Raw genomic sequence first — 26,621 nt, 5'->3', positions numbered from 1 at the left:
TTGCTGCCAGGGCCCCCGCAACCCTTAGGCGATCAAGTTCTGCACCTGGACCCGGTGGAACCGGTCCAGAATCTTTGCGGCATGCCCGATTTCGAACTCGACCCGGGCTTCATCCCATGCCAATGGTCCGCTCAGTGCGGCGGCCAGTTCGGCCAGAAGTTCTGCGCTGACCAGGCCCCGGAAGGCCAGTGACGTCCGGCGGATGAGCACGTCGACCAAGTGGCCGACCTGTTCGTTTTCCGCGATGTAAGCGACTTCCCTGGTGCTCAGCTCATGGGTCGAATGTAGTACCGAATCCTGCCCCGCATCAAGGAACCGGATGACCTCCGCAGCCCGGGTGCCGTAGCGGGTCAGCAGGATCGAGGCGCGCTCGGCGCTGACCGTCGCGCTGGTATGCGCACTGATCCAGGCTTCGATTTCGGAACCGGTGCGCGGGAAGTCCACGCCGCCGCCGATCGGCAGCTTCGCGGTGGAGACCTTGCGTCCCAGGCCCAGGATCTGCAGCACTTCATTGGACAGGTGCTCGCTGAGCGCGCGGAAGGTGGTCCACTTCCCGCCGACCAGGCTGAGCACCGGAGTGGCGACGCCGGCGATCTGCCGGTCCGCCCGTTCGATCCGATAGTCCCTGGAAACGAATCCGGGTTGGGTCTCATCGTGCTTGGGCAACGGCCGTACCCCGGAAAAGCTGTAGACGATCTGATCCCGGCTTACCACGATCTTGGGGAAGACGTGTTTCACCAGATCGAAGAAATAGTCGATCTCCGCTTCGGTGCAGACCGCGTCTTCGCGCATGTCGGCTTCCAGGTCCGTGGTGCCCACCAGCACTCGGTCGCCCATCGGGTAGATCAAGACGATCCGGCCGTCGGTGTGTTCGAAGAAGATCTCTCGGCCAGCACAGGCGGCGAGCAGCTCTGGGTGGTCCAGCACGATGTGCGAACCTTTCGTGCCGCCCATGAAGGAGGTTCCGGAGCCGATCGCCTGGTTCGTCTGGTCCACCCAGGCGCCGGTGGTGTTGACCACGACGTCGGCGGTGAAGCTGAAACTCTCGCCGGTGAGCTGGTCGGTGAGTTCGACGCCCTGCTCGGTGAGCGCGGTCACCGCCAGGTAGTTGCTGGCCCGAGCCGAATCCGCAGCAGCGGAAAGTCCGGCGATCTCGCCGTCGCGGAGCACATCCAGGGTCAGCCGCTCCGGGTTGTGCACTGAAGCATCGAAATAGGTCGCGGCATATTTGATCCCCGGGTTGAGCGCGGGCAGAGTTTGCAGCGCCCGCTTCCGGCCGGCGAACTGGTGCTTCGGCACGGTTCCGCCATCCCGGGAAAAGGAGTCGTACAGGCTCAATCCGAGTTTGATCAAAAAGGCGCCGCGTTCTTTGGGCTTACCCTGTTGCTTGTGGGTCAGGAAGCGCAGCGGCGCACTGAGCACCCCGGAAACCGTGGAGAAGATCGGAATCGTGGTCTGCAGCGGTTTGACATAGTGCGGCGCGATCTTCAGCAGGCCGTTGCGCTCTTCGACGGATTCCTTGACCAAACGGAACTCGCCGTTCTCCAGGTAGCGGATGCCGCCGTGGATCATATGCGAGGAAGCCCCCGATGCCCCCTGGCAATAGTCGCCGCGCTCCACCAGAACCACATCCACGCCCTGCAACGCCAGGTCCCGGAAAGTCCCGACGCCGTTGATTCCGCCGCCGATCACCAGTACCTTGGCCCGCGGGCGTTCCCGGAGCGCACGGACAGCGTCCCGCTCCTGGTCTGCTGGGAAGAAACTGGGCTGCTGGCCGGTGCCGGGCATTCTGGGTGACCTTTCGGTGCGGGAATCGATTTTCGGGCCGGCTCCATGCCGGAGCTCGGCGCCTTTTCCTCTATTCTTTGAAAGACCTGAAAATATAGTCAAGCTCAATGCACAAACGTGCAGAATCGAGGCCGGGATTGGCCAGACCGCAATCTTTCAGCAACTCGGAGAGCCTCCGTGCTGCACAGATGTATTACTTGCAAGACCTCACCATGGATGCGATCGCGCGGGAGTTGCACACCTCGCGATCAACGGTCTCCCGGCTGCTCGCTTCCGCCCGGCAGAGTGGACTGGTGCAGATCCAGATCCGCTCGCCGCAAGAACGCACCCCGGAATTGGAACGCCAAATCCGCGCCCGGTACCGCGTTGATGCGCACGTGGTCCCGGTGCCGGACACGCTCAACGAAGGCGAAGTCCTGGAACGCGTCGCCATGCAGGCCGCCCGGACGATCGGGCCGCTGGTCGATTCCAATGCGGTGATCGGCGTTGCCTGGGGATCCACGCTCAGTGCGGTGAGCCGGCATCTGGTGCCGAAACCCACGCATGACTGCACCATCGTGCAGCTCAATGGCGCCGGGAACACCCGCACCAGCGGCATCGCCTACGCCTCGGAGATCCTGCGCCGCTTCGGTCAGGCTTACGGCGCACGCGTGGTGCAATTTCCGGTCCCGGCATTTTTCGACCGGGCCTCCACGAAACAAGCGATGTGGGCCGAACGCAGCGTGCGCCGGATTTTGGAGCTGCAGGAAAAAATGACCATGGCGATCTTCAGCGTAGGGTCGATCGATTCCGACGTGCCGAGCCATGTCTACTCCGGCGGCTACCTCGACGACAGCGAACTCGACAGCTTGGCCCAGGGCAACGTCGTCGGCGACGTCGCCACCGTGTTCTTCCGTGCGGACGGCAAGGACCGCGGAATCCCGCTCAACGAACGAACCTCGGGACCCCCGTTGGCGCTGCTCAGTTCGATCCGGCGCAGGGTGTGCGTGGTCTCCGGACCTTCGAAGATCAACGGTCTGCTCGGCGCCCTGGCCGCCGGGCTGGCCACCGAACTGATTCTCGACGAAGCGACCGCGCGACGACTCGTCGAAGCCGACGCGGGGCGCAAACCACCGGCCGGCCCGCTCTGAAACGGTAGGGTTTGACTGTGTCCTCCAAATCCGTGCCCGACCATTCCGCAGACCACCGCGCCGATCAGTCCACTCCCCGGCCGCCCGCCGCAGTCCGGCTCAATTCCGGCGCCGAGCTTCCGTTGCAGGGCTTCGGATTGTACAAAGTTCCGGCGACCGACACCGAAGCGCTCGTGCGGACCGCCATCGCCGCGGGCTACCGGTTGTTCGACACCGCCAGGTTTTACGGCAACGAAGCCGCGCTCGGCAGCGCAATCCGCCGCGCCATCGCCGATGGCCTGGTGACCCGCGAAGAACTCTTCATCACGTCGAAGCTGTGGAACGACGAACACGGCTTCGAAGCTTCGCAAAAAGGCTTCACGGCTTCGTTGGCGCGATTGGGCCTGGACTATCTGGATCTCTACCTGATCCACTGGCCAAGCCCGGCCCAAGACAAATACCTCGACACCTGGCGCGGCTTCGAAGCGCTCCTGGCCCAGGGCCGGGTGCGTTCGATCGGGGTCAGCAATTTCCTCCCGGAACATCTGGACCGGCTGCTCGGAGCCGCCGACATAGTCCCGGCGGTCAACCAGATCGAACTGCACCCCCTGCTGCAACAACGCGAAGCCCGGGCCTTCCACGAAAGGCACGGCATCGCGACCCAGGCCTGGAGTCCGCTGGCCCGGGGCAAAGCCCTGCAGGATCCGGCGCTACTCGCACTGGCCGCTGAACTCGGCGCCGATCCAGCCGAATTGATCCTGCGCTGGTTGCGGGACAGCGGGATCAGCGCAATCCCGAAAGCTTCCTCGGCGGAACGGATCCGGAGCAACCTCGAACTGCCGCAGCAGGCGCTCAGCAGCCAGGTCCTGGACCGGATCTCCGGACTCGACCGCGCACAACGGGTCGGTTCCGATCCGCGATCCGTTTCATGAACCGGTATTCGCCGGAACTGAGCAGCCGGGTGATCGCCGGCACCGTCGACGTCGGCGGCTCACCGGTCCATTACTGGGAATATCCCGCGATTCCCGGCTCCGCCGAAACCCGGACCATGCTCGTGGTGCACGGCTTCCGAGGCGACCACCATGGATTGGAACGCGTGGTCGAGGCGCTGCCCGGTCTTCGGATCCTGATTCCGGATCTGCCCGGCTTCGGCGAATCGCCTGCCTTCCCCGACCGGGAACACGGCATCGATTCCTATGCCGACACGGTCGCCGGTCTGCTCGATGCGCTCGGCCTGGACCGCAGCACCGTGCTTTTGGGCCATTCTTTCGGCTCCATCGTGGCGAGCCATTTCGTGGCCGCGCACCCGGGCCGGGTGGCCGCACTGATCCTGGTCAACCCGATTGCCGCCCCGGCCCTGGAGGGCCCGAAAGGGGGGCTGTCGAAACTGGCGCAATTCTACTATTGGGCCGCCTCGAAGCTTCCGGAACGGGCCGGGCAGGCGATCCTGCGCAGCAGCCTGATCGTCCAGGTGATGAGCGTAGCCATGGCCAAAACCCGAGATCCGGAGTTGCGCCGATTCATCCATGCGCAACACCATGCCCACTTCAGTTCCTTCGCCAACCGGACGATGCTGCTCGAATCGTTCAAGGCTTCGATCAGCGGCAACGTCCGCCAAGTGGCGGACCGGCTTCAGCTGCCCACGCTGCTCGTAGCCGGCGAAAAGGACGACGTCACCGCATTGCCCGAGCAGCGCGTACTGCTCGGCATGCTGCCAGACGGCGAACTGCAGGTGATCGACGGCGTCGGTCACCTGATCCACTACGAGACGCCGCTCGAGGCGGCATCGGCAATTCTGAGCTTTTTGCAAGCACACCCGGCGGAGGACGCATGAAAATCGTGATGGACGCGCGGTTCACCCGCACCGATTACCACGACGGAATCAGCCGCTACGGTTCGAGCCTGATCGAAGCCACGGCAAAGATCGCCGAGGTCACGATGCTGATCAACGACGAACGCCAACTCGCGCTGTTGCCCGACGTGCCTTGGATCAAGGTCAACAGCCCGCTCTCCCCCAGGGAACTCTTCGTGGCACATCAGATCAACAAGCTCAACCCGGATGCGGTCTTCAGCCCGCTGCAGACCATGGGCAGCTGGGGACGGCGCTACGGTTTGATCCTGACCTTGCAGGATTTGATCTACTACCTGCACCCGCAACCGCCGGGATTCCTGCCGCTGCCGGTTCGAGTGCTTTGGCGGCTCTACCACTTGGCCTACTGGCCGCAGCGGCTGTTGCTCAACCGCGCGGACCTGGTCGCTACGATTTCGCGGACCTCGCAATCACTGATCGAACGCTTCCGGTTGACCCGACGGCCGATCCGGATCATCGGAAATGCTCCGCAACCCGGCAAGCCTCCGCGCGCCGCGGAACCCGAAGCCAGCCTGGTCTATATGGGTTCCTTCATGCCCTACAAGAATGTGCAGACCATCATCCGGGCGATGGAGTTCCTGCCCGGGTTCAGCCTGCACCTGCTGAGTCGGATCACCCCGGAGCGCCGGGTCGAGCTCGAACTACTGACCCCGCCGGGTGCCACCGTGGTCTACCACAACGGGGTCACCGATGCCGAGTACGACGACTTGGTCTCCCGCGCCACCGCCCTGGTCACGCTGTCCAAAGCCGAAGGTTTCGGCCTGCCGTTGGTCGAATCGATGACGCTCGGCACGCCCGTGGTCGTCGCCGATACCGAGATCTTCCGCGAAGTAGGCGGCACCGCGGCCCGTTATGCCGACGCCGAGAATCCGGCAAGCTTCGCCCGGGAGGTCCGGGCGCTCGCAGATCCGGAGGAATGGCGCCGTCGCTCCGCGGCTTCCTTGGTCCAGGCCGGGAAGTACACCTGGGAGGCCTCTGCCCGATCGCTGCTGCGGATGGCCGAAGAAGCCGCTGCGATCCACCGCGGCAAGCGGCGCTGACCCAAGGGGAAGCTGACCAAGGGTAATCAGTACCGGTCGGAACTATTTCGGCTCGCCGCACGCTGAGCCGAATACCAGCTCCGCTCAGGGAGCCACCGATGAAAAGGGGCAAAGCATGTCATCGAAAACTCCCGTTCCTGACCGCGCAGAACACCGCGCCTTCTTTCCCTCCGAATACTCTCTGACGAAATACGTGCCCGAACACAGTGATTTCGACGGGGCCCAGCACGAAAAGATCATCGGCGGACCGAAGTAGATCCTGGTTATCGCCAGCGATGAGCGATACCTGCCGTTGGCGGACGGCAACTTCTTCTCGACTGGCAACCATCCGCTCGAAATGCTGCTCCCGATGATGCATCTCGCCGCGGCCGGATACGAATTCGATGTCGCCACGTTGTCCGGGAACATGGCGAAGCTGGAGCTCTGGGCGTTTCCGCCCTCCGATCCGGCGGTCAAAGCGGCCTACGAAGAGTTCCTGCCGAAGTTGGACCAGCCGCTCCGGCTTGCCGATGTGCTCGAAAACAACCTCGGCCCCGACTCGCCCTATGCAGCGGTGTTCATCCCGGGCGGCCATGCCGCGACGATCGCCATTCCGCAAAGCGCCGAGGTCGGCGCAGTCCTGAACTGGGCGCTCGAGAATGACCGGTTCATCATCACGCTGTGCCATGGGCCGGCCGCTCTACTCGCGGCAGGCGATGACGCCGGGCAGAACCCTCTGGCCGGCTACGAAGTATGCGTCTTCCCGGACTCGCTCGACCAGGGCGCTAATCTGGACATCGGATATCTGCCCGGACCGATGGCGTGGTTGGTCGCCGAAGAACTGCACGAACGCGGGCTCGTGGTGATCAACCAGCAAATGACCGGCCAAGTCCATCAGGACCGGCATTTGCTGACCGGCGACAGCCCGCTGGCTTCGAACGCACTGGGCAGATTATCCGTGGACGTCTTGCGCGAAGCTTTCGACGGCTAGGCCTCGGTACAACAGAGGCCGGATGCCGGTCGATTCGCGGCGACGCAGGTTCCGTCGAAACCCCTGTGCCGGATCGTCCTTCGGCCGAATCGCCTGGCCTCCGATCCACCGTTGCGATGCCCTGCTCCGTTGCCTGCGATAGTATTTTTGACAATGCGTAGAGTATTGCAGAAATACCGTCCGACGAATCATAGGAGAATAATCATGGGGGAAGTTTATTCCGGTAGCCGACGGCTTTGGTGGCTGGTTTTGATCCGCGGAATATTCGCGGTAATCCTGGGCCTCTACGCATTGTTTTCGCCCGGAGCCACCATTATCGCCTTGGTCATCGTGTTCGGCTTCTACGCCATCATCGATGGGATCTCCGCGGTGGTGATCGCGATCGGCTCGCGTGGCAAACAACGGCTCTGGGGATGGCTGATCGTCGAAGGCCTGATCTCGGTGCTCGCCGGCGTCTTCGCACTCGTCTTGCCGGGGCTCAGCGCTTTGGCGGTAGGATTCATCATCGGCTTCTGGGCGCTGTTCCTCGGAGTATCGCAGATCGTCGAGTCGATCATGCTGCGGCGCTCCCTCGGCGGCGTGTGGGTCTGGTTGTTGATCACCGGAATCATCGTCGTGGTCTGGGGGATTTTCGTCTTGTCCGCACCGGGAGCCGGTTTGCTGGCCGTATTGTGGATCTTCGGATTGTTCGCGGTGCTCTTCGGAATTTCAAAGATCGCGATGTCGTTCCGGATCCGTTCCGCGGCGAAACTGGCAGCCTAGCCCGGCCCGTCCTGTGGCCCGGTGCGCTTTCGCCGCCGGGTCACAGCACATCAAGCCCATCGCAGCGGATCTGCACCGGTGCCGCCGGCCGGGACGCCGAAAGGCTCGCTTTGACCGCCCGCAGCTCGGCCAATACCCGACTGGCAAGCGCATATGGCACGAAAACCAGGACCCGGTATTCGGCAGCAGCGGGAGCACCGGCACCGGTCTCCGACAGCGCCGGGCCAACCTGGCGCACTTCGGCCGGCAGGTCCAGCCGCGCCATGAAGTCGGTGACCGAGGCGAGCACTCCGGTGACCGCAATCAAACGCACCGCCGGCGGCAAACCCAGTTCCCGGCGCAGTGCGAGTTCCCGCTCCGCGAAACCCGCCGGGTCCCATCGGACCAAGGCGGCCGCGGCTTCGCTCTGCGCCGCGGTGAGCACCACGACCCCACCGAGCTCGATCGGTCGGACCAAGGCTGCCGCATTGAACCAGCGCCGTGCCGCTTCCTCCGCCGCGCGCAAGTTTTCCCGCCGCATCAGGGCGTCGCCATCGAGCAGCAGGGCTGCAGCGTAACCGTTCTCGGCGACCGGTTCGGCGCCGACTGTGGCCACCACCAACGCCGGCTTGTCCGGCACCGTGTCCTTGACCTGATCGCCGGCCGACGAGACCACCGTGACCTTGGGAAAGGCCCGGCCCAATTCTTCTGCGGTGCGACCGATGCCGGCCACGGTGCGACGCAATCTGGTGCCCCCGCAATGCCGGCAATGGAAGTCGTTTTCCGGGGTGCCGCACCAACCGCAACGCACCGCCGAAGCGGCCGACTTTGCCTGCGACAAAGGGCCTTGGCAGAGTGTGCAACGGGCCGATTCGCGGCAACGATCACAGGCCAGAGCCGGGGCGTAACCGCCGCGGGCCACCTGGACCAGCACCGGCCCCCGCTGCAGGCCTTCCTGCGCGCTCAACCAGGCCCGATGCGGCAATCGAGCCAAGGCCGCCAAAGGATCCCGTTCGCGTTCGAAACTGTCGCTGGTACTGATCACCCGCGGCACCGCAGCCCGGACCGCGGGGCGACGCGGATCGATGGTCTGCGCCCAGCCGCTGTCCACGAGGCGTTGCGCCTCGGTGCTCCGGCTGTGCCCGGCGAGCAGCAACGCGGCCTGCTGCTGCTCCGCGCGCAGCAACAGCACTTCCCGGGCATGCTGGTAGGGCGCTCGTCGCTCGATCAGCAGGTCGTCGCCGTCGTCCCAGCAGCACAATAGACCCAGATCGCGCACTGGGGCGAACGCCGCAGAACGAGTGCCCAAAGCGATCCGACGCTCACCGGAAAGCAACTGCAGAAAGCCCCGGTACCTCGGCGTGGGACCCTGCTCGGCGCTGAGCCGGACAAAACTGTCCGGCCCGAGCAGTTCGGCCACCGCCCGGCAGAGCCGGTCGAGATCGCGCTGATCCGGAACCACCGCGATCGCTCCCCTGCCGCTCAGCGAACACACCGCGATCGCCTGGGCGATCTGCTGCTCCCAGGAGCTCTTCCCGTAGCCCTTGAGCGAGGTGAGCACTGCCCGTGGCGAGCCGCCCGCGGCCAGGTGTTCCAAAAACGGCGCTGCGCGGTCATAGCCGGAGAACGGCACCGGGTCCGGTGTGAAAGGCGCCAAAGCCACCGGTTCGGCGTCCATGGCGAACCCCTGCTCGACCTTGGCCATCCGTGCCGGCACCGCCACCCGTAGTACATCGGAGACCGTACCGGCGTAACGCGCTGCGACATCCTGGGCGAGTCGCCAGACCTCGGGGGTCAACACCTGGACCGGACTCACGACTTTGCCCAGCGGCGTCAGCCGATGCGAAGTGCTCGGCCGGGCACTCCTGGAAACCAGGAAGCCGGCCAATTCGCGCCCCGCGAAACGGACCTTGACCCGGACGCCGGGCTGTGCGGCCTCGGCAAGTTCCATCGGCACCCGGTAGTCGAAAAGCCGGTCCAAATGCGGCAGCGGCGAATCCACCAGCACTTGGGCGATCGGCAGTTCCAGACCGTCGGATTCCCCGGGGAGCGGCAGCAATGCGTCGGTGTTCACTAGTCCTCCCGCCTGAGACCGTATGCGACTCTGATCGACGTCAACAGTCAATCACGCGGCAAGGACAATCACGCCCCGAAAAAGGACCGCAGGGCGGCGACCCGGTCGGTGCGTTCCCAGGTGAATTCCGGCTCGTTGCGGCCGAAATGCCCGTGTGCGGCGGTTTTCGCATAGATCGGGCGTTTCAGATCGAGATCATGGATGATCGCCTGCGGGCGCAGGTCGAAAACTTCGGAGATCGCCTGGCCGATCTTCTCCGGATCCACGGTCTCGGTGCCGAAGGTTTCGACATAGGTGCCGACCGGCCGGGCCTGCCCGATCGCGTAGGCCACCTGGATCTCCGCACGTTTGGCCAAGCCTGCGGCCACCACGTTCTTCGCTACCCAACGCATCGCGTAGGCCGCGGAGCGGTCCACTTTCGACGGGTCTTTTCCGGAAAAGGCACCACCGCCGTGCCGGGCCATCCCGCCGTAGGTGTCGACGATGATCTTCCGGCCGGTCAACCCGGCATCGCCGACCGGCCCGCCGACGATGAACAGGCCGGCCGGGTTCAGGATGCTCCGGGTCGCCGTGGTGTCCAGGCCGGATTCCGCGAGAACCGGCGCGATCACCAGATCGGCGAGGTCGAACCGCAATTGCTCCAGGGAAGCGTTTTCGGCATGCTGGCTGGAGATCACCACGGTTTCGACGCTCACCGGGCGGTCGCCGTCGTACCCGATGGTCACCTGAGTCTTGCCGTCCGGTCGCAAGTACGGCAGCACCCCGCTCTTGCGGACTTCGGCGAGCCGCTCGGAGAGCCGGTGCGCCAAGAAGATCGGCGTCGGCATGAGACTGGCCGTCTCATCGGAGGCGTAGCCGAACATCAGCCCCTGATCACCGGCCCCTTGACGGTCGTATTCGTCGACGTCGGTCCCCTCCCGGGCTTCCAGCGAATTGAACACACCGTCGAAAATCTCCGGCGACTGCTGCCCGATCGACACCGACACGCCGCACCGGGCGCCGTCGAATCCGTTCGCCGAGGAATCGTAGCCGATGTTCAGGATGGTCTCGCGGACGATCTGCGGAATTTCCACATAGGCTTCGGTGGTGACTTCTCCGGCGACGTGCACCAGGCCCGTAGTCGCCAGCGTTTCCACCGCCACTCTGGATTCCGGGTCCTTGGCCAACAACGCATCCAGGATCGCGTCGCTGATCTGATCGCAGATCTTGTCCGGGTGCCCTTCGGTGACCGATTCCGAAGTGAAAAGCCGGAGTCCGTTCGGGACTGCTGGGGATTCCTTGGTTGAGCTCACAGTTCACTCTACTTCCCGGGCCGGCCGTTGCCCCGTTGGGAAGCAACCGCCAGTCACAGATGTTCATGCGGGACCCGCGGACGCGCGCGGAATCCAGGAATTTCGGTAGTGGTCAGTTCTCGACGCCGAGCTTTTCGGCGATTCGTGCCATGACGGCGTTCGCGACTTCTTGTTTCGTCCCTAGCGCCGCGAGTGGTTCGGAGCCGTCACGGTCCAGGATGAGTACCTCGTTGGAATCCTGTCCGAAAGTCAGTTCCTGCCCGCCGGCGCCCGGGCCCACCTGGTTGACCACCAGGAGGTCGCAGCCTTTGCGCTCCAATTTCGCGCGGGCATAGTCGAGCACCCCACCGCGATCGTCGCCGGTTTCGGCCGCGAATCCGACGATCAGCTGGCGGCGCCCGGCGGCGTTCCGATCGGCCACCAACCCGGCCAGGATATCCGGATTCCGCACCAGGGTGATCACCGGGTCCGCACTGTCATCGCGTTTTTTGATCTTCGCGCCCTCGGTGTGGTCGGGACGGAAATCCGCCACCGCGGCTGCCATCACCAGGACGTCCGCAGTACTGCTGGCCGATTGTGCGGCCGCTTGCAACTCCAGGGCGCTTTCCACCTGGACCAGGTCGATTCCCTGCGGCAGGGCGACTTCGACGTGTGCGGCGATCAAGGTGACCTCGGCGCCGGCAGCGCGCGCAGCAAGCGCCACCGCTATGCCTTGTTTCCCGGAGGACCGGTTGCCGAGATACCGGACCGGGTCCAGGGCCTCACGGGTGCCTCCGGCGGTGACCACAACGCGTTTGCCGCGCAACCGCGGATCTGCTGCGGCGACGGCGTTCGAACCGCCATTGCCGCCTGGCGCAACCCCGTCGAGCAAGGCCATCGCAGCGGTGAAAATCGCCTCGGGCTCGGGCAGCCGGCCCGGTCCGGAGTCAGCGCCGGTCAACCGGCCGACTGCCGGTTCCAAAACATTCGCGCCGCGATCCCGGAGGGTCGCGACGTTGGCCCGGGTAGCCGGATTCGCCCACATCTCGGAATGCATCGCCGGAGCGAAAAGCACCGGACCGCGCGCCATCAGCAGGGTATTCGTCAGCAGATCATCGGCATGTCCGCCGGCCGCCCGGGCCAACAGGTCCGCAGTTGCCGGTGCGATCACCAGGAGATCGGCTTCGTGGCCCAGCCTGACGTGGTTGACCTTGTCCACCTGATCGAACACCGAATTGCTCACCGGGTTGCCGGACAGCGCTTCCCACGTGGCCTTGCCGACGAACGCCAACGAGGCTTCAGTCGGAATCACGGTGACCGAATGCCCCGATTCGGTGAACAAACGCAGCAAGGAAGCGGCCTTGTACGCCGCAATCCCACCGCCGACACCGAGGACTATGCGCATCGGGGGCTTATTCGGCGCCGTCTGCGGGGGCTTCGACCGGCTTGGCCACGAGCATGCCCTCGTTGATTTCGCGCAAGGCGATGGAGAGCGGCTTTTCGTTCAACTTGGTGTCGACCAAGGGGCCCACGTATTCGAACAAGCCCTCGTGGAGCTGTGCGTAGTAGGCGTTGATCTGGCGGGCGCGCTTGGCACCGAAGATGACCAGGCCGTATTTCGAATCCGCGGCCTCGAGCAGCGAATCGATCGGCGGGTTGATGATGCCTTCGGCAGGATTAGACACAAATACTCCAAAAATTACGTGTTCTCCGATACGGACGTACCGGAGACTCCCATGAGGGAAACGAGTTCCTCCGCTGCCCTGTGCACACTGTCATTGATGATGGTGTGATCGAACTCTGCTTCGGCAGCGAGTTCTATTTTAGCGGTTTCCAGCCGACGTTGCTGCTCTTCGGCGGTTTCCGTGCCGCGACCGATCAGCCGGCGCACCAATTCGTCCCAACTAGGCGGTGCCAGAAAGACGAATCTGGCCTCTGGAACCGCCGCCTTGACCTGGCGTGCGCCCTGCAAATCTATTTCCAGGAGTACCGATTTCCCGGCCGAAACCGCCGCGTCGACGGTCGAGCGCAGCGTACCGTAGCGATTCCGTCCGTGCACCACCGCCCACTCGAGGAAGGCGCCGTCGGCAATCAGCCGGTCGAACTCCTCAGGGCTTTTGAAGAAATAGTGCACGCCTTCGATTTCACCGGGTCGAGGAGGTCTGGTGGTCGCCGACACGGAAAGCCAAACCTGGGGGAAATTGTCCCGGATGAAAGTGGAAACGGTTCCTTTGCCGACGGCGGTCGGCCCGGCCAGGACGGTGAGCCCGGCTGCATAAGGTGAATCAGACACGGATACTAAACTACCGTGCGGCGCGCGGATTGTTGGCGCTGAGCAATTCGATCAGGGCTTTGCGCTGGTGCACCCCGAGCCCTCGGATCCGCCGGGTCGGTGCGATCCCGATCTTGGCCATGATCGCACTGGCCCGGACCTGGCCTACGCCGGGCAGCGCGGCCAGGAGTTCCGAAACTTTCAAACGGCCCAATGCCTCTTCCTTGTCGGCCGCGCTGATCACTTGCGCGACGCTGGTTTTCCCGCTTTTGACCCCTTGCTTCACTTCCGCCCGGATGGCACGCGCTTTGGTGGCTTTCTCCAGGGCGACTGCGCGTTCCTGCGCTGTCAATGGTCGCAAACTCACGGGTACCCTCGCTTGGCTTCGCCGTCAGGCGTCATTAGGTGACTAAAGACTTTCACTGAACTTAGCCGCTCGGCACCGGCAAAATCAATCCATTGCCGCTCCGGGCCGCCGGCGGTCCCGGCACCGGTCACGGAACGTAGTCGGTCGCGAGAAATTCGGTGAAGCCGCGGACCGGGCCCGCAACGGTCGCCGATTCAAGCAGTCTGGAACGCCCCCAGAGCCCGTGGAAAAGCGGAACCGGCTCGGAGCTGAGCTCGGCCACCGGTTCGCCGTCGCCGATCAACCAACGTCGGCCGGCCGACTCGAAAGCCAGAGCGGGACTCGGCGCCGGAACCGAACCGGCCCGGATCCGCTGCGGAACCAGCATGCCCAGCACTTCGTCCGCACCGTCCAGCGCCATCTGGGCGGAGAGCTCCGGCGCGGGAAGCCGCAAGGCCTGGGCCAGGTCTTCGGCGTGGATCAGGTGTTCCAGATTCTGCCGCCGGAGCCAGAACCGCACGGTGCGCGGCGGCGGACCAAAGGTCCAGCTCGGCGTGGCCGGGTCGGCAGCGCAGAGTTTTCGGAACATCTCCCGGGCGGAAGCCGCGAAGAAGTCGAACGGATCCGCGTCCGGGGGACGCGAACCGTCGCTGCGCGGTCCGGGGCGCTGACCGGTCCCGGCGAGTTCCAGAATCTCGGAGATCCACCGGTGCACGGTACCCAGATGCCCGTACAGATCGGCAACCGTCCATCCGGGGCAGGCCGGCACCGCGGTCCCCGGCGCTGCGCGGGCCCGGGACAGCTTGCCTTCCAGGAAACCGAGGGCGCCGTCCAAGGAATCCAGATGCATTTGTTCGCTGACCGTCTGCATGCGCACAGCCTACCGCTGCTTTCCCGGCCAAAACCGTCGACGCCTGCCGGTTGATCGTCTATCATCGTGCTATGACCATTTGATTGCGGCCTCCCTTGCTGCGCGCCTTCGCGCTGCCGCTTGCGGAAGCAGACGCCGGCCCCAGGATTCCGCCACAGCGCGATGCTCCTGCGGCCTTCCCGACATCAATCCGGGTAGTCCATCGCAATCCGTTCCGGAAGTCTCCGAGCCGGGAATACCGGTGGCCCCTGATCGCTTGTGCCAATGATTCTTAAGGGAGATCCATGACTGAAACCACGCAAAACCATCCGCCTAGTCCACGTTCTACCAGCCCGGACACAGCACCGTTGAACGGTGCCGATCTGAAACGCCGGAACAACCAGGTCATCTATTTGCTGCTCGCGGCCACCTTCGTGGTGTTCTTGAACGAGACCATCATGAACGTCGCCCTGGTGCCGCTGATGAACGATTTGAGCATCGACGAATCGACCGTGCAATGGCTCTCCACCTCGTTCATGCTGACTATGGCGGTGATCATCCCGACCACGGGCTTCCTGCTGCAACGGCTGACCACCCGCCAGGTCTTCATCCTGGCCATGACCCTGTTCAGCATCGGCACCGCCTTGGCCGTGGTCTCCCCCGGTTTCAGCGTGCTGCTGATCGCCCGGATCATCCAGGCCAGTGGAACCGCGATCATGATGCCGTTGTTGATGACCACGATCATGCAGCTGGTCCCGGCAGAATCCCGCGGCCGCACCATGGGCAATATCAGCATCGTGATTTCGGTGGCCCCGGCGATCGGCCCGACCATCGCCGGGGTGATCCTCAGCCTCGGCTCCTGGCGTTGGATGTTCGGCGTGGTCTTGCCGATCGCTTTGATCATGCTCGCTGTGGGCATCCGCTGGGTGCGCAACGTCAATGAGCCCGGGCATGCTCCGTTGGACCTGACGTCAGTGGTGCTGTCCGCTTTTGGTTTCAGCGGCCTGGTCTTCGGTTTGAGCCAGATGGCGCACAGCAGCACCGGCGGTTCGGCCTGGGTACTGGTGATCTCGCTGGCCGTCGGCATCGCGGCTTTGGCCGGATTCGTCTTCCGGCAGCTCCGGCTGCAGCGCAAGGACGAGGCCCTGCTGGATCTGCGGACTTTCCGGAACGGTTCGTTCACCGCGACCGTGGTGATGATGATGATCGCCATGATGGCGCTCTTCGGCACCATCATCCTGTTGCCGATCTACCTGCAGAAGGTGCTGCACGTGGAAAACCTGTGGGTCGGCCTGCTGCTCTTGCCGGGCGGATTGCTGATGGGGCTTTCCGCCCCGATCGTCGGCCGGCTCTACGACAAGTACGGTCCCCGGCCGCTGATCGTTCCGGGCACCATAGTGGTGACCGCGTCGCTGTGGCTGCTCGCCACGGTCAGCGCCACCACCTCGCCCTACTATGTGCTCGCCATGCACATGTTGCTGAGCCTTGGTCTGGGCTTGACCTTCACCCCGCTGTTCACCGCGGGGCTGTCTTCACTGGAACCGAAGTTGTATTCCCACGGTTCCGCGACGGTCGGCACGGTCCAGCAGGTGGCCGGCGCTGCGGGCACCGCGCTGTTCATTGCGGTGATGAGTTCGACGACGGCGGGCCTGACCAGCAGCGGAGCCAACCTGGAGGTAGCCACTGCAGGCGGCATCCGGGCCGCATTCATGATCGGCGCGATCCTGTTCACGGTGAACATCGTGATCGGTTTCTTCATCAGCAAACCGGAGAACGCCGAAGCAACGCACTGAGCCAGGCAAGGCCACCGTTGCGTGTCGCGATCGGCACCCCTCGAATCGGGGCGCCGATCGCGACACGCAATTTTTTATGCCCCGCGGAGATCCGCCGTAGCGGCCAGGATCGCTTTGCGGAGCTCCGTCAGATCCGGACCGGCCATCCCGATGCCACGGCTCGACGTTGCCAGCACCTGGTCGAATGCGGTGCCGAAAAGGGCCCGCAGATCTGCGCCGGTAGCGCCTTGCGCACCTAGCCCGGGAGCCAGAATCGGGCCGCGGACCGCGGTCAGGTCAAGGCCCAAATCGCGGACCGCGGTGCCGACCGTAGCGCCGATCACCAGTCCGGTTGAACCCAAAGCAGTTCCGCTCCGTGCCATTTCGGCACGGTTCTCCGCGCTGGCAGCAGCGACGATCCGGGCCGCCACCGAATCTCCGGCCGTCGAACCGCCGGCATGCTGCACGGCTGCGCCTTCCGGATTCGAGGTCAGCCCCAGCACGAACACGCCGCGGCCCTGTGCGGCGGCCAGATCGAGTGCCGGCCGCAGGGACTCGAAGCCCAGGTACGGGCTCAACGTCACCGCATCCGCGGCCAAGGTCGATTCGTCGTCCAGCCAGGCCAGCGCATAAGCGGCCATGGTCGAACCGATGTCGCCGCGTTTGGCATCCGCGATGCTGAGCACGCCGGCATCCCGAGCCGCACCGAGCAGTTCCTCCAAGACCAGGAACCCGGCCGAACCGAACCGTTCGAACAGCGCGACCTGCGGTTTCACCGCCGGTACCAGACCGGTCGAAGCCTCCAGGATCCGCAAGCTGAAATCCCGCGCCCCGCGAGCGGTGTCCGGCAGGTCCCAGGCCTGCAACAGGGCCGGATGCGGGTCGATGCCGACGCACAACCGGCCGCGTTCCGCAATCAGCGCTGCCAGCCGGGCGCCAAACCCCTCCGCAGCCGACGGTTGCTCAGGCATTGCCCGGCTCCGGTGCCGCAGCGGCTACTGCTTCGAGCAGCGTTTTCGCGTGTTCCTGCAGACTGGAAACATTCCATTCGAAACTGCGCATCGCTTCGATCGCCAGCACCGCGACGTTGAACTCGGCCACCGTGGTGATGCAGGGAATCCCGATCGACGTCGCGGCCGCCCGGATTTCATATCCGTCGCCACGCGCTTCGCCGCCGGTCGGCGTGTTGAAGACCATGTCGATCTCGCCGGCGATGATCAGGTCGGTGATCGTGCCCTCGCCGTCCGCGCCGGCACCCTCGGCGACCTTGCGCACGGTCGTGGACTGGATGCCATTGCGCCGCAGCACATCGGCGGTGCCGCCCGTGGAGACGATTTCGAAACCCAAATCGGCCAACAGCTTGACCGCCATGATCACCGCCCGTTTGTCCCGGTTGGCCACCGAAACGAAGACCTTGCCTTCGGTCGGCAAAGCGTTGTTCGCAGCGGCCTGGCTTTTCGCGAAAGCCGTGTCGAAATGCATGTCGATGCCCATCACCTCACCGGTGGAGCGCATTTCCGGGCCGAGCAGCGAATCCACCACCGCGCCTTCGGGGGTCCGGAAGCGGCTGAACGGCAGCACCGCTTCCTTCACCGCCACCGGAGCGCCCAGCGGCAATGAACCGCCGTCGAAGGAGCCCGGCTGGCCCGGCACCGGCGGGATCATTTTGTAGGCGGTGCGCAATTGGTTGATCGTCACCCCGGTGCCGATCAACGCTGCGGCCTTGGCCAGCTGCACCCCGGTCGCCTTCGAGACGAACGGGACCGTCCGGGAGGCCCGCGGGTTGGCTTCGAGCACGTACAGGATGTCCGAGGCGAGGGCGAATTGGATGTTGATCAGACCGCGCACCCCCACGCCCTCCGCGATCGCCCGGGTCGCTTCGCGCACCCGGTCCACCACGGCTTTGCCCAGGGTGATCGGCGGCAACACGCAGGCCGAATCCCCGGAATGGATGCCGGCTTCTTCGATGTGCTCCATGACTCCGCCGAGGTACATGTCTTTGCCGTCGAAAAGCGCATCGACGTCGATCTCGATCGCGTCTTCCAGGAACCGGTCGATCAGCACCGGGTGATCCGGCGTGATTTCCGTGGCGTTGCTGATGTAGCGGGAAAGATTCGCCTCGTCGTAGACGATCTCCATGCCCCGGCCGCCCAGCACATAGGACGGCCGGACCAGCACCGGGTACCCGATCTCGTCGGCGACCCGCTTGGCGTCTTCGAACGATACCGCAGTGCCGTTCTTCGGCGCCACCAATCCGGCCTGTTCCAGAACCCGGGCGAACTGGCCACGGTGCTCGGCCAGATCAATCGCTTCCGGCGAAGTGCCCAGGATCGGCACCCCGGCGTCGGCCAGGTCTTGCGCGAGCTTCAACGGAGTCTGCCCACCCAGCTGCACGAAGACGCCCAGGACTCCCCCGGTGCGCTCCTCGGCGGCGATCACCTCGAGCACGTCTTCGAGCGTGAGCGGTTCGAAGTAGAGCCGGGTGGAGACGTCGTAGTCGGTGGAAACCGTCTCCGGATTGCAGTTGACCATGACCGTTTCATAGCCGGCTGTGCGCAAGGCCATCGAGGCGTGCACGCAGGAATAGTCGAACTCGATGCCCTGCCCGATCCGGTTCGGTCCGGAGCCCAGGATGATCACCGAGGGCTTCTCGTGCAGTGCGATCTCGTCTTCCAAGTCATAGGACGAGTAGTGGTATGGCGTGTAGGCGGCGAATTCCGCAGCACAGGTGTCCACCGTCTTGTAGACCGGGCGGACGCCGAGTGCCTGCCGCACGCCGCGCACCACCGATTCCGCGTGATGCGTCAGCTCCGCGATCTGCGCATCGGAGAAGCCGTGCCGTTTCGCCCGGCGCAACAGCGCCTCGTCCAGCTGCGCGGCGCCGCGCAGCTCGGCCGCGATTTCGTTGAGCAGCTGCAATTGGTCCAAGAACCAGGGATCGATTCCGGTCGCGGCATACAGCTCCTCGACGGTGGCACCGCCGGAGAGCGCCCGCTGCACCTGGCCCAGCCGCTCCGTGCTCGGCCGTTTGGCAGCCTCCACCAGGGCCGGCACGTCGAGCGCATTGAGGCTGCCGAAATCGAGTTGGCTGCCCTTCTGTTCCAAGGAACGCAACGCCTTCTGCAGGGCCTCGGTGAAATTGCGGCCGATCGCCATGGCTTCGCCGACGCTCTTCATCGTGGTGGTCAGGGTAGCGTCCGCCGCCGGGAACTTCTCGAAGGCGAAACGCGGGACCTTGACCACCACGTAGTCCAGGGTCGGTTCGAAGCTGGCCGGGGTTTTCTGGGTGATGTCGTTCGGGATCTCGTCCAGCGTGTAACCGAGCGAAAGCTTGGTCGCGATCTTCGCGATCGCGAAGCCGGTCGCTTTGGAGGCCAGGGCCGAGGAACGGGAGACCCGGGGGTTCATCTCGATCACCACGACCCGTCCGGTATCCGGTTCGATCGCGAACTGGATGTTGCAGCCGCCGGTGTCCACGCCCACTTCCCGGATCACCGCGATCGAGATGTCCCGCAAGTTCTGGTACTCCCGGTCGGTCAAGGTCATCGCCGGAGCCACCGTGATCGAGTCGCCGGTGTGCACGCCGACCGGATCGAAGTTTTCGATCGAGCAGACCACCACGACGTTGTCGTTCTTGTCCCGCATCATCTCGAGTTCGTATTCTTTCCAGCCCAGGATGCTCTCTTCGAGCAGCACTTCATTGGTCGGGCTGTATTGCAATCCGGCACCGGCGATCCGGTGCAGGTCCTGCTCGTTGTAGGCCAGTCCGGAGCCCAGGCCGCCCATCGTGAAGGACGGTCGGACCACCAAGGGGTAGCCCAGATCGGCCGCAGCGGCCAAAGCCTCCGACATGCTGTGCACGATGTGCGAACGGGCGGATTCCGCCCCGCAGCGCTCCACCACGCCTTTGAATTTCTCCCGGTCTTCACCGAGCTCGATGGCCGCGATGTTGGCCCCGATGAGCTCGACGTCGTACTTCTCCAATACCCCGTTCTTGTCCAGCGCGATCGCGGTGTTCAAGGCAGTCTGCCCGCCCAGCGTGGGCAGGATCGCATCCGGGCGTTCCTTGGCGATGATCTTGGCCACGACCTCCGGAGTGATCGGCTCGACGTAGGTCGCATCGGCGAACTCCGGGTCGGTCATGATGGTGGCCGGGTTCGAGTTCACCAGGATGACCCGCAGGCCCTCTTCCTTCAGAACGCGCAGCGCTTGGGTTCCCGAATAGTCGAACTCCGCGGCCTGTCCGATCACGATCGGGCCGGAGCCGATGACCAGGACTGATTTCAAATCGTCTCTCTTGGGCATTACTTCGCGTCCTTGTCCTGCGTAGAGCCGGCAGCCTGCATCTCGCCGTGCGTGGAATCCTGATCGGCGCCTTCGGCACCGGGTTTCGGGGTGCTCGACATCAGTTCGATGAACCGGTCGAAGAGGTAGGCCGAATCATGCGGCCCCGCCGCGGCCTCGGGGTGGTATTGCACCGAGAACGCCGGCACGTCGAGGCAGCGCAAACCTTCCACGACATTGTCGTTGAGGCTGATGTGGCTGACTTCGACCCGGCCGAAGCGCGCCTCCGGGGCATCGCTGATCCGTTCCTTCGGTGCATCCACCGCGAACCCGTGGTTCTGCGAGGTGATTTCGACTTTGCCGGTGGCCCGGTCCAGCACCGGTTGATTGATTCCACGGTGCCCGTAGCGCAGCTTGTAGGTGCCGAAGCCCAGCGCCCGGCCGAGGATCTGATTGCCGAAGCAGATGCCGAAGAACGGCAGTTTGGCATCCAGGACTTCGCGCAAAACCCGGACCTGGTCGTCCGCGGTCGCCGGATCCCCGGGACCGTTCGACATGAAAACGCCGTCCGGCGCAACCGCCCGGATGTCCGCCAGAGTGGCGCTCGCCGGCAGCACGTGGACGCGTACGCCGCGCTCCGCGAAACGCTGCGGGGTCATCGCCTTGATGCCCAGGTCCAAGGCTGCCACCGTGTGTTTGACCGGCCCGGTCCAGCCGTGCTCGGCCGGCTCCACGACATAGGCTTCGTGCACGCTGACCTCTTCGGCCAACTTCGCCCCTTCCATCGGTGCACTGGCCCGGACCTGGGCGAGCAGCTCGTCGACCGGTCTTTCGGCCGCGGCACCGGAGAAGATCGCAGCGCGCATCGCACCGCGTTCCCGCAGATGCCGGGTCACTGCCCGGGTGTCGACGCCTTGGATCCCGATGATGCCTTGGGCGATCAGTTCCTCGTCGAGGCTGCGTTGCGCGCGCCAGTTCGACGGCCGGCGGGCCGCATCCCGCACGATGTAACCGGAAACCCAGATCTTGCGGGACTCTGCGTCCTCGTCGTTGACTCCGGTGTTCCCGATGTGCGGGGCGGTCTGAACCACCAGTTGCCGGGCGTAGGACGGGTCAGTGATCGTCTCCTGGTACCCGGTCATTCCGGTGGCGAACACCGCCTCGCCGAGGGCTGTTCCGATGGCGCCGTAGGGCTGGCCGTGGAACAGGGTGCCGTCTTCGAGGACCAGGACGGCCTTCGGCTGGTTCACTGGATCAAGGTCTACTGGGCTATTCGTCATCTCAGCCGTTCTTTTCGGTATTGGTCCGGGTCAATTCTTCGAGGGCAGCCAACAGGCGGCTGCGGTCCTCGGCTTTCCTAGTCCGGAAGCCGGTATCGAGCAGTTCTTCGCCCAGCCGCCAGGTGAGCACCACCAAGCCGTCTTTCTCCACGAACTTCCCGGCCATCCCGCCTTCGGTCCGGATCTCTTCGATGGACTCCCGGTCCAGGAACAGCGGGACGCCGCCGGAGCGCTGGAGCAGAACGCCTTCCGGATGCAGTTCCAGCTCGGCGCCGGAGCGTACGCCCAGACCGTGCACGGCAATCCGGTCCAGCCAATCGCCGGCTTTGGTCGTCGACACGTATTGCCCGGGGATCGTCAAACCGGCATCGGCCAGTTCCGGAACCGCCGGGAGCTCCGGGAAAGCCGCTTGGGCACGTTTGCGGCTGCGCCACCCGGCAGCCATCAACGCGAAGATCGCCAGCACCAAAGCGATCGCGAACAGCGTGGGCCACAGATACTCCATCAGGCACCGGCCCCGGCCGGCGAATTCAGCTTTCCGTCGAGCACCGTGGGGTGCCCGGCGAAGAAGGTCGCGACTACGGCACCGGGCAGTTCCAGCCCGGCGAACGGCGAATTCCGGCCTTTGGTCGCCATCCGGCCCGGATCCACGATCCAGCGCGCCGCCGGATCCAGCAGCACCAGGTTCGCCGGTTCGCCGGCTTGCAATGATCCGCCTTGCCACGGCAGCTGGCCGATCACGGCCGGAGTCTGCGAAGTGATCCGGGCCACGCCCGACCAGTCCAGCAAGCCGGTTTCCACCATGGCGTGCTGCACCACGGACAGGGCGGTCTCCAGACCGGTCATGCCCATCGCCGCTTGCGCCCACTCGCATTCCTTGGCTTCACTGGGATGCGGCGCGTGGTCGGTGCCGAGCACGTCGATCGTGCCGTCGGCCAAGGCCTCCCGCAATGCTTGCACGTCCTCTCCGGTGCGCAACGGCGGATTGACCTTATACACCGGATCATAGCTGCGCACCAATTCATCGGTGAGCAGCAAGTGGTGCGGAGTGACCTCGGCGGTGACCTTGATCCCCTTGGCCTTCGCCCAACGGATGATATCCACACTGCCCGCAGTCGAGACATGGCAGACATGCAGGCGGGAATCCACGTGCTGGGCCAAAAGCACATCCCGGGCGATGATGCTTTCCTCGGCCACCGCGGGCCAGCCCTGCAAACCGAGCACCGAGGACACCGCGCCCTCGTTCATCTGCGCCCCCTCGGTGAGCCGCGGCTCCTGGGCATGCTGCGCGATCACGCCGTCGAAGGCCTTCACGTACTCCAGCGCCCGGCGCATCAGCACCGGATCCCACACGCACATTCCGTCATCGGAGAAGATCCGGACCCGGGCCCGGGAATCGGCCATCGCGCCGAGTTCCGCAAGACGTTGGCCCGCCAGACCGACGGTCACCGCGCCTACCGGACGCACCTCGGTCCAACCCGCTTCCAGCCCCAGCGAATAAACCTGTTCGACGACTCCGGCGGTGTCGGCCACCGGGGCGCTGTTGGCCATCGCGTGGACCGCGGTGAATCCGCCCCTGGCCGCCGCCTGGGACCCGGTGAGCACGGTTTCGGCGTCTTCCCGGCCGGGCTCCCGCAAATGGGTGTGCAGATCGACCAGGCCGGGCAGCGCCACCAGGCCGTCCGCATCGATCACGACCGCGCCGGCCGGGTCGACCGTGTCGCCGGCCTGCAGGATCACGCCGTCGCCGACCAGCAGGTCGCCCCGTTGCCCGCCGAGCGCCTTCGCGCCCCTGATCAGATAACGCTGTCCGCTCATGAATCGGCCTCCCGCCGGTTGCTGTTGTCCTGGGTCCGGCCGGAATCGGCCGGAGGATGGTCGCCGAGCCCGCCGCTGAGCAGCAGGTACAGCGCCGCCATCCGGACCGAAACGCCGTTTCGCACTTGTTCGAGCACGGTCGACCGGGGCGAATCGGCGGCAGCCGAGGAGATCTCCAGGCCACGGTTCATCGGACCAGGATGCATGATGATGGTGTCCTTGAGGCCCAGCGCGTCGAGCCGTGCCAGCCGGGCATCGTCGAACCCCCAGCGCCTGGAGTACTCGCGTTCCGAGGGGAAGAAAGCAGCGTGCATCCGTTCGCCCTGCACGCGCAGCATCATGACCGCGTCGACGCCGGCTTCCAGGGTTTCGTCCAGGTGGTAACTGACCCGGCAAGGCCAGGTTTCCACACCCAGCGGCAGCAGCGTCGGCGGAGCCACCAGCGTCACCTCGGCGCCCAGGGTGTGCAGCAGCCAGACGTTGGACCGCGCCACCCGGGAATGCAGCACGTCGCCGGCGATCGCGATCCGCAACCCGGCGATATCGCTGCCGGTCGAACCGATCCCGCGCAGTGCCGACCAGTGGCGGCGCATCGTGAACGCGTCCAGCAATGCTTGGGTGGGATGTTCGTGGGTGCCGTCGCCGGCGTTGATCACCGCAGCGTCGATCCAGCCGGAGTCGGCCAATCGCTGCGGGGCGCCCGAGGAACCGTGCCGGATCACCACGGCATCCGCACTCATCGCTTCCAGGGTCTGGGCCGTGTCTTTGAGTGATTCGCCTTTGGAAACCGAGGAGCCTTTCGCGGCGAAATTGATCACGTCTGCGCTGAGCCGCTTCGCCGCCGCCTCGAAGGAAATCCGGGTCCGGGTGGAGTCTTCGAAAAAGAGGTTGACCACGGTACGGCCGCGCAATGCCGGGAGTTTTTTGACCTCGCGTTCGGTCACCGCCGCCATTTCCTCCGCGGTGTCCAGGATCTGGATTGCCGCGCCGCGGCTCAGGTCATGGGTGGAGAGCAGGTGCCTCATCGCGGTAGCTCCGCAGCGTCCGCGAGCGGCCCGGCGCCTTGGATCGAAACCTGCTCTTCGCCGCCGTCGGTCTCGGTGAGCCGGACCCAGACCCGCTCGCTCGACGAGGTCGGCAGGTTCTTGCCGACGTGGTCGGCGCGAATCGGGAGTTCCCGGTGTCCGCGGTCCACCAGGACCGCGAGCCGGACGATCCGCGGGCGGCCCAGGTCCACCAGGGCATCGAGTGCTGCCCGGATCGTCCGCCCGGAATACAGCACGTCGTCGACCAGGACCACCACTTTGTCGTCGATGCCCGACGCCGGCAGGGCGGTGCGCTGCGGGGCTCTGGTCGGCTGCCGGGCCAGATCGTCGCGGAACATCGTGACATCGAGCTGGCCGACGATGCGGTCCGGATCGACGGACGGTTCGGCGAGGGCGATTTTGCGGGCCAGACGTTGCGCCAGCGGATAGCCGCGCCGTGGGATGCCCAACAGGACCAATCCCTCGGAACCTTTGTTGGATTCCAAAATCTCATGCGCGATGCGCGTCAGTGCACGGTCGATGTCAGCGTTGCCCAGGACCGTCCTGCCGTGTGCCACGGTGGACTTTTCCTGCGGAGAGTTGCTCATGTGCCGATGCCCCCTTCCCCGCCTCACGGGACGGAATTAAAGTGGATCAATGCGACTTCAAAATACCACACGAAGTTCATCTGCCGATTAGCCCAACCGGACCGCAGCGCCGCATTCCGGGTACCCGCATCGTAAAGTATGGCTATGACTTCCCCGCAGTGGCCGGATCCGAATGCGCCGAGGCAACCGCAGCAGCCGGAGCCGGCCGGCTTCCCACAGCCCGGCTCGCAACCCCCCGCCCCGAATCCGGCCAGCCCGGCCTGGCCGGGCCAGCTCGACCAGGCCGGCTACTTTCCGGCACCGAACTTTCCGGCACCGAACAGCCATTTCGGCCAGGTCCCGCTGCAGCCGGTGTGGACCGCGCAGCAGGCCAAGCGGACCACGACCTCGTTGAACTTGATCCTGTTGATCGGCATCACCTGCGCAGTAGCCGGTTTGCTCGGCGTCTTCTTGATTCTGCCGAATCTGTACCACAGCGGCGGTTTGGCCGGGATGACGATCGGCTTCATCCTGTCGCTGTTCCCGCTCACCGCGGTGCTGTTGACCGCCTATTTCATCGATCGCTGGGAACCGGAACCCAAATGGATGCTCGGTTTCGCCCTGCTCTGGGGTGCCCTGGGCTCGATCGGCACCACGTTGCTGATCCAACCGGTGTGGGTGGCCGTCTTCCGGCCCAAAGGATTGAGCCCGGCGATGGCCGACCAATGGCTAGCCACCTTCGAAGCGCCGCCGGTCGAGGAGTTCTCCAAGGGCCTGGGGATTCTGCTGATCGCCTTGTTCGCCAAGAAGTATTTCGACGGACCGCTCGACGGCGTGGTCTATGCCACGGTCATCGCGGCGGGATTCGCGTTCACCGAGAACATCCAATACTTCGGCCGGGCGGTCGCCGAAGCCACGGACGACGGCGCTTTGAGTCTGGGCATCAGCTTCCTGGCGCGCGGCGTGTTCAGCCCTTTCGGGCATGCTTTGTACACGGCATGCACCGGGTTGATCATCGGTTTCGCTGCCCGCAAGGGCAAAACCGGGCAGATCATCGGCGCCTTCTTCCTGGGCCTGATCCCGGCGATGTACCTGCACATGGTCTGGAACAGCGCGCCTCTGCTCGCCGAGGTCAACGACATTCCGGGCTATTTGGGCGCGATCTTCCTGCAGTCTGCGGTCTACCAATTCCCGTTGATCGTGCTGTGGGTGGTCGGCCTGGTGTTCCTGATGCGCAGCGAGGCCAAGCTGACCCATCGGCGGCTCACCGAATACCGCGAGCAGGGCTGGTTCACCCCGGAGGAAGTCAACATGGTCGCCACTCAGTCCGGTCGCCGGACCGCGACTGCCTGGGCCAAACGGGTCGGCCGGGAAGCCGTCATGAAGCGGTTCATCCGCCGGGCCACTACCTTGGCCTACACCCGGCAACGCATCCTGACCGGGAAGAATCTCGAGCAGAACCAGCTGGACGAACGCCAACTGCTGGACGAGCTGACCGCGCTGCGGCCCAGCGTGCTCGGCTGA

At 64.9% G+C, this 26,621-nt stretch carries 23 protein-coding genes; 8 read left to right on the top strand and 15 right to left on the bottom strand.

All coding sequences use genetic code 11. The annotated features are described in order from the left end of the window. Positions 1 to 24 precede the first annotated feature (24 nt). The gene (locus JOE69_RS00790; RefSeq protein WP_309795246.1) at positions 25 to 1,788 is read right to left on the bottom strand and encodes a glycerol-3-phosphate dehydrogenase/oxidase; all 1,764 of its coding nucleotides are present in this window, start codon (positions 1,786 to 1,788) and stop codon (positions 25 to 27) included. Positions 1,789 to 1,895: 107 nt separating this feature from the next. Here JOE69_RS00790 and JOE69_RS00785 point away from each other — a divergent pair, with 107 nt between their 5' ends. The 6 genes from JOE69_RS00785 to JOE69_RS00760 all read left to right on the top strand — a co-directional run bounded on the left by JOE69_RS00785 (position 1,896) and on the right by JOE69_RS00760 (position 7,539). Beyond that, complete coding sequence (locus JOE69_RS00785; protein ID WP_309795243.1) at positions 1,896 to 2,918, top strand: sugar-binding transcriptional regulator; 1,023 nt, start codon at positions 1,896 to 1,898, stop codon at positions 2,916 to 2,918. Between the two features lie 17 nt (positions 2,919 to 2,935). Beyond that, positions 2,936 to 3,829, top strand: a complete 894-nt coding sequence (locus tag JOE69_RS00780) for an aldo/keto reductase (protein ID WP_309795242.1) — start codon at positions 2,936 to 2,938, stop codon at positions 3,827 to 3,829. Continuing rightward, on the top strand, positions 3,826 to 4,731 hold the full coding sequence (locus JOE69_RS00775; protein ID WP_309795240.1) for an alpha/beta fold hydrolase: 906 nt from the start codon (positions 3,826 to 3,828) through the stop codon (positions 4,729 to 4,731). The genes JOE69_RS00780 and JOE69_RS00775 overlap by 4 nt, the downstream gene beginning before the upstream one ends. Continuing rightward, entirely contained in the window at positions 4,728 to 5,807 is a 1,080-nt protein-coding gene (locus JOE69_RS00770) for a glycosyltransferase family 4 protein (RefSeq protein ID WP_309795238.1), read from the top strand. The genes JOE69_RS00775 and JOE69_RS00770 overlap by 4 nt, the downstream gene beginning before the upstream one ends. 256 nt (positions 5,808 to 6,063) lie before the next feature. Continuing rightward, positions 6,064 to 6,777 (top strand): glyoxalase III HchA, encoded by a 714-nt coding sequence (hchA, locus tag JOE69_RS00765; protein ID WP_309801067.1) that lies wholly within the window; start codon positions 6,064 to 6,066, stop codon positions 6,775 to 6,777. A gap of 204 nt (positions 6,778 to 6,981) precedes the next feature. Then, complete coding sequence (locus JOE69_RS00760) at positions 6,982 to 7,539, top strand: HdeD family acid-resistance protein (protein WP_309795236.1); 558 nt, start codon at positions 6,982 to 6,984, stop codon at positions 7,537 to 7,539. 40 nt (positions 7,540 to 7,579) lie between these two features. Here the strand turns inward: JOE69_RS00760 and JOE69_RS00755 are convergent, their stop codons facing one another. The 7 genes from JOE69_RS00755 to JOE69_RS00725 all read right to left on the bottom strand — a co-directional run bounded on the left by JOE69_RS00755 (position 7,580) and on the right by JOE69_RS00725 (position 14,352). After that, positions 7,580 to 9,592, bottom strand: a complete 2,013-nt coding sequence (locus tag JOE69_RS00755; RefSeq protein WP_309795234.1) for a primosomal protein N' — start codon at positions 9,590 to 9,592, stop codon at positions 7,580 to 7,582. A gap of 68 nt (positions 9,593 to 9,660) precedes the next feature. Then, the gene (gene metK / locus JOE69_RS00750) at positions 9,661 to 10,884 is read right to left on the bottom strand and encodes a methionine adenosyltransferase (protein WP_309795232.1); all 1,224 of its coding nucleotides are present in this window, start codon (positions 10,882 to 10,884) and stop codon (positions 9,661 to 9,663) included. Between the two features lie 112 nt (positions 10,885 to 10,996). Then, positions 10,997 to 12,268, bottom strand: coding sequence for a bifunctional phosphopantothenoylcysteine decarboxylase/phosphopantothenate--cysteine ligase CoaBC (gene coaBC, locus JOE69_RS00745; protein WP_309795230.1), 1,272 nt, complete (start codon positions 12,266 to 12,268; stop codon positions 10,997 to 10,999). Positions 12,269 to 12,275: 7 nt separating this feature from the next. Continuing rightward, complete coding sequence (gene rpoZ, locus JOE69_RS00740) at positions 12,276 to 12,548, bottom strand: DNA-directed RNA polymerase subunit omega (protein ID WP_296361897.1); 273 nt, start codon at positions 12,546 to 12,548, stop codon at positions 12,276 to 12,278. Positions 12,549 to 12,562: 14 nt separating this feature from the next. Then, positions 12,563 to 13,156 carry a guanylate kinase gene (gene gmk / locus JOE69_RS00735; RefSeq protein WP_296361896.1) on the bottom strand — a complete coding sequence of 198 codons (594 nt, stop codon included), beginning with the start codon at positions 13,154 to 13,156 and terminating at the stop codon, positions 12,563 to 12,565. Between the two features lie 10 nt (positions 13,157 to 13,166). Further along, the gene (gene mihF, locus JOE69_RS00730) at positions 13,167 to 13,502 is read right to left on the bottom strand and encodes an integration host factor, actinobacterial type (protein WP_296361895.1); all 336 of its coding nucleotides are present in this window, start codon (positions 13,500 to 13,502) and stop codon (positions 13,167 to 13,169) included. Between the two features lie 127 nt (positions 13,503 to 13,629). Beyond that, entirely contained in the window at positions 13,630 to 14,352 is a 723-nt protein-coding gene (locus JOE69_RS00725) for a maleylpyruvate isomerase family mycothiol-dependent enzyme (protein ID WP_309795228.1), read from the bottom strand. Positions 14,353 to 14,636: 284 nt separating this feature from the next. Between JOE69_RS00725 and JOE69_RS00720 the strand changes: the two genes are divergently transcribed. After that, a complete protein-coding gene (locus JOE69_RS00720) occupies positions 14,637 to 16,124 on the top strand; it encodes an MDR family MFS transporter (RefSeq protein WP_309795226.1) in 1,488 nt (495 codons plus the stop codon). Between the two features lie 74 nt (positions 16,125 to 16,198). Here the strand turns inward: JOE69_RS00720 and pyrF are convergent, their stop codons facing one another. From pyrF to pyrR, 7 genes are read right to left on the bottom strand one after another with little or no spacing between them, the layout of a single operon-like run. Next, positions 16,199 to 17,074 carry an orotidine-5'-phosphate decarboxylase gene (gene pyrF / locus JOE69_RS00715; protein ID WP_309795224.1) on the bottom strand — a complete coding sequence of 292 codons (876 nt, stop codon included), beginning with the start codon at positions 17,072 to 17,074 and terminating at the stop codon, positions 16,199 to 16,201. Continuing rightward, positions 17,067 to 20,408, bottom strand: coding sequence for a carbamoyl-phosphate synthase large subunit (carB, locus tag JOE69_RS00710; RefSeq protein WP_309795222.1), 3,342 nt, complete (start codon positions 20,406 to 20,408; stop codon positions 17,067 to 17,069). The genes pyrF and carB overlap by 8 nt, the downstream gene beginning before the upstream one ends. Beyond that, on the bottom strand, positions 20,408 to 21,667 hold the full coding sequence (gene carA, locus JOE69_RS00705; protein ID WP_309795220.1) for a glutamine-hydrolyzing carbamoyl-phosphate synthase small subunit: 1,260 nt from the start codon (positions 21,665 to 21,667) through the stop codon (positions 20,408 to 20,410). Before carA ends, carB begins: the two co-directional genes overlap by 1 nt. 1 nt (position 21,668) lies before the next feature. Continuing rightward, positions 21,669 to 22,172, bottom strand: coding sequence for a PH-like domain-containing protein (locus JOE69_RS00700; RefSeq protein WP_309795218.1), 504 nt, complete (start codon positions 22,170 to 22,172; stop codon positions 21,669 to 21,671). Beyond that, positions 22,172 to 23,485 carry a dihydroorotase gene (locus tag JOE69_RS00695; protein ID WP_309795216.1) on the bottom strand — a complete coding sequence of 438 codons (1,314 nt, stop codon included), beginning with the start codon at positions 23,483 to 23,485 and terminating at the stop codon, positions 22,172 to 22,174. Before JOE69_RS00695 ends, JOE69_RS00700 begins: the two co-directional genes overlap by 1 nt. Further along, a complete protein-coding gene (locus JOE69_RS00690; protein ID WP_309795214.1) occupies positions 23,482 to 24,510 on the bottom strand; it encodes an aspartate carbamoyltransferase catalytic subunit in 1,029 nt (342 codons plus the stop codon). The genes JOE69_RS00695 and JOE69_RS00690 overlap by 4 nt, the downstream gene beginning before the upstream one ends. Further along, entirely contained in the window at positions 24,507 to 25,118 is a 612-nt protein-coding gene (gene pyrR, locus JOE69_RS00685; RefSeq protein ID WP_309795212.1) for a bifunctional pyr operon transcriptional regulator/uracil phosphoribosyltransferase PyrR, read from the bottom strand. Before pyrR ends, JOE69_RS00690 begins: the two co-directional genes overlap by 4 nt. 144 nt (positions 25,119 to 25,262) lie before the next feature. Here pyrR and JOE69_RS00680 point away from each other — a divergent pair, with 144 nt between their 5' ends. After that, positions 25,263 to 26,621 carry a PrsW family intramembrane metalloprotease gene (locus JOE69_RS00680; protein WP_309795209.1) on the top strand — a complete coding sequence of 453 codons (1,359 nt, stop codon included), beginning with the start codon at positions 25,263 to 25,265 and terminating at the stop codon, positions 26,619 to 26,621.

This window comes from Arthrobacter russicus, assembly GCF_031454135.1.
Classification (GTDB): Bacteria; Actinomycetota; Actinomycetes; order Actinomycetales; family Micrococcaceae; genus Renibacterium; species Renibacterium russicum.
This window is presented reverse-complemented; position numbering and strand designations above follow the sequence as displayed.

Coding starts and splice junctions, on each gene's coding strand:
- JOE69_RS00700 (WP_309795218.1), bottom strand. CDS start 22,172: ATGGAGTATCTGTGGCCCACGCTGTTCGCGATCGCTTTGGTGCTGGCG.
- JOE69_RS00720 (WP_309795226.1), top strand. CDS start 14,637: ATGACTGAAACCACGCAAAACCATCCGCCTAGTCCACGTTCTACCAGC.
- JOE69_RS00690 (WP_309795214.1), bottom strand. CDS start 24,510: ATGAGGCACCTGCTCTCCACCCATGACCTGAGCCGCGGCGCGGCAATC.
- carB (WP_309795222.1), bottom strand. CDS start 20,408: ATGCCCAAGAGAGACGATTTGAAATCAGTCCTGGTCATCGGCTCCGGC.
- JOE69_RS00775 (WP_309795240.1), top strand. CDS start 3,826: ATGAACCGGTATTCGCCGGAACTGAGCAGCCGGGTGATCGCCGGCACC.
- coaBC (WP_309795230.1), bottom strand. CDS start 12,268: ATGCGCATAGTCCTCGGTGTCGGCGGTGGGATTGCGGCGTACAAGGCC.
- JOE69_RS00725 (WP_309795228.1), bottom strand. CDS start 14,352: ATGCAGACGGTCAGCGAACAAATGCATCTGGATTCCTTGGACGGCGCC.
- JOE69_RS00790 (WP_309795246.1), bottom strand. CDS start 1,788: ATGCCCGGCACCGGCCAGCAGCCCAGTTTCTTCCCAGCAGACCAGGAG.
- JOE69_RS00785 (WP_309795243.1), top strand. CDS start 1,896: ATGCACAAACGTGCAGAATCGAGGCCGGGATTGGCCAGACCGCAATCT.
- JOE69_RS00760 (WP_309795236.1), top strand. CDS start 6,982: ATGGGGGAAGTTTATTCCGGTAGCCGACGGCTTTGGTGGCTGGTTTTG.
- carA (WP_309795220.1), bottom strand. CDS start 21,667: ATGACGAATAGCCCAGTAGACCTTGATCCAGTGAACCAGCCGAAGGCC.
- pyrR (WP_309795212.1), bottom strand. CDS start 25,118: ATGAGCAACTCTCCGCAGGAAAAGTCCACCGTGGCACACGGCAGGACG.
- pyrF (WP_309795224.1), bottom strand. CDS start 17,074: ATGCCTGAGCAACCGTCGGCTGCGGAGGGGTTTGGCGCCCGGCTGGCA.
- JOE69_RS00680 (WP_309795209.1), top strand. CDS start 25,263: ATGACTTCCCCGCAGTGGCCGGATCCGAATGCGCCGAGGCAACCGCAG.
- JOE69_RS00770 (WP_309795238.1), top strand. CDS start 4,728: ATGAAAATCGTGATGGACGCGCGGTTCACCCGCACCGATTACCACGAC.
- JOE69_RS00695 (WP_309795216.1), bottom strand. CDS start 23,485: ATGAGCGGACAGCGTTATCTGATCAGGGGCGCGAAGGCGCTCGGCGGG.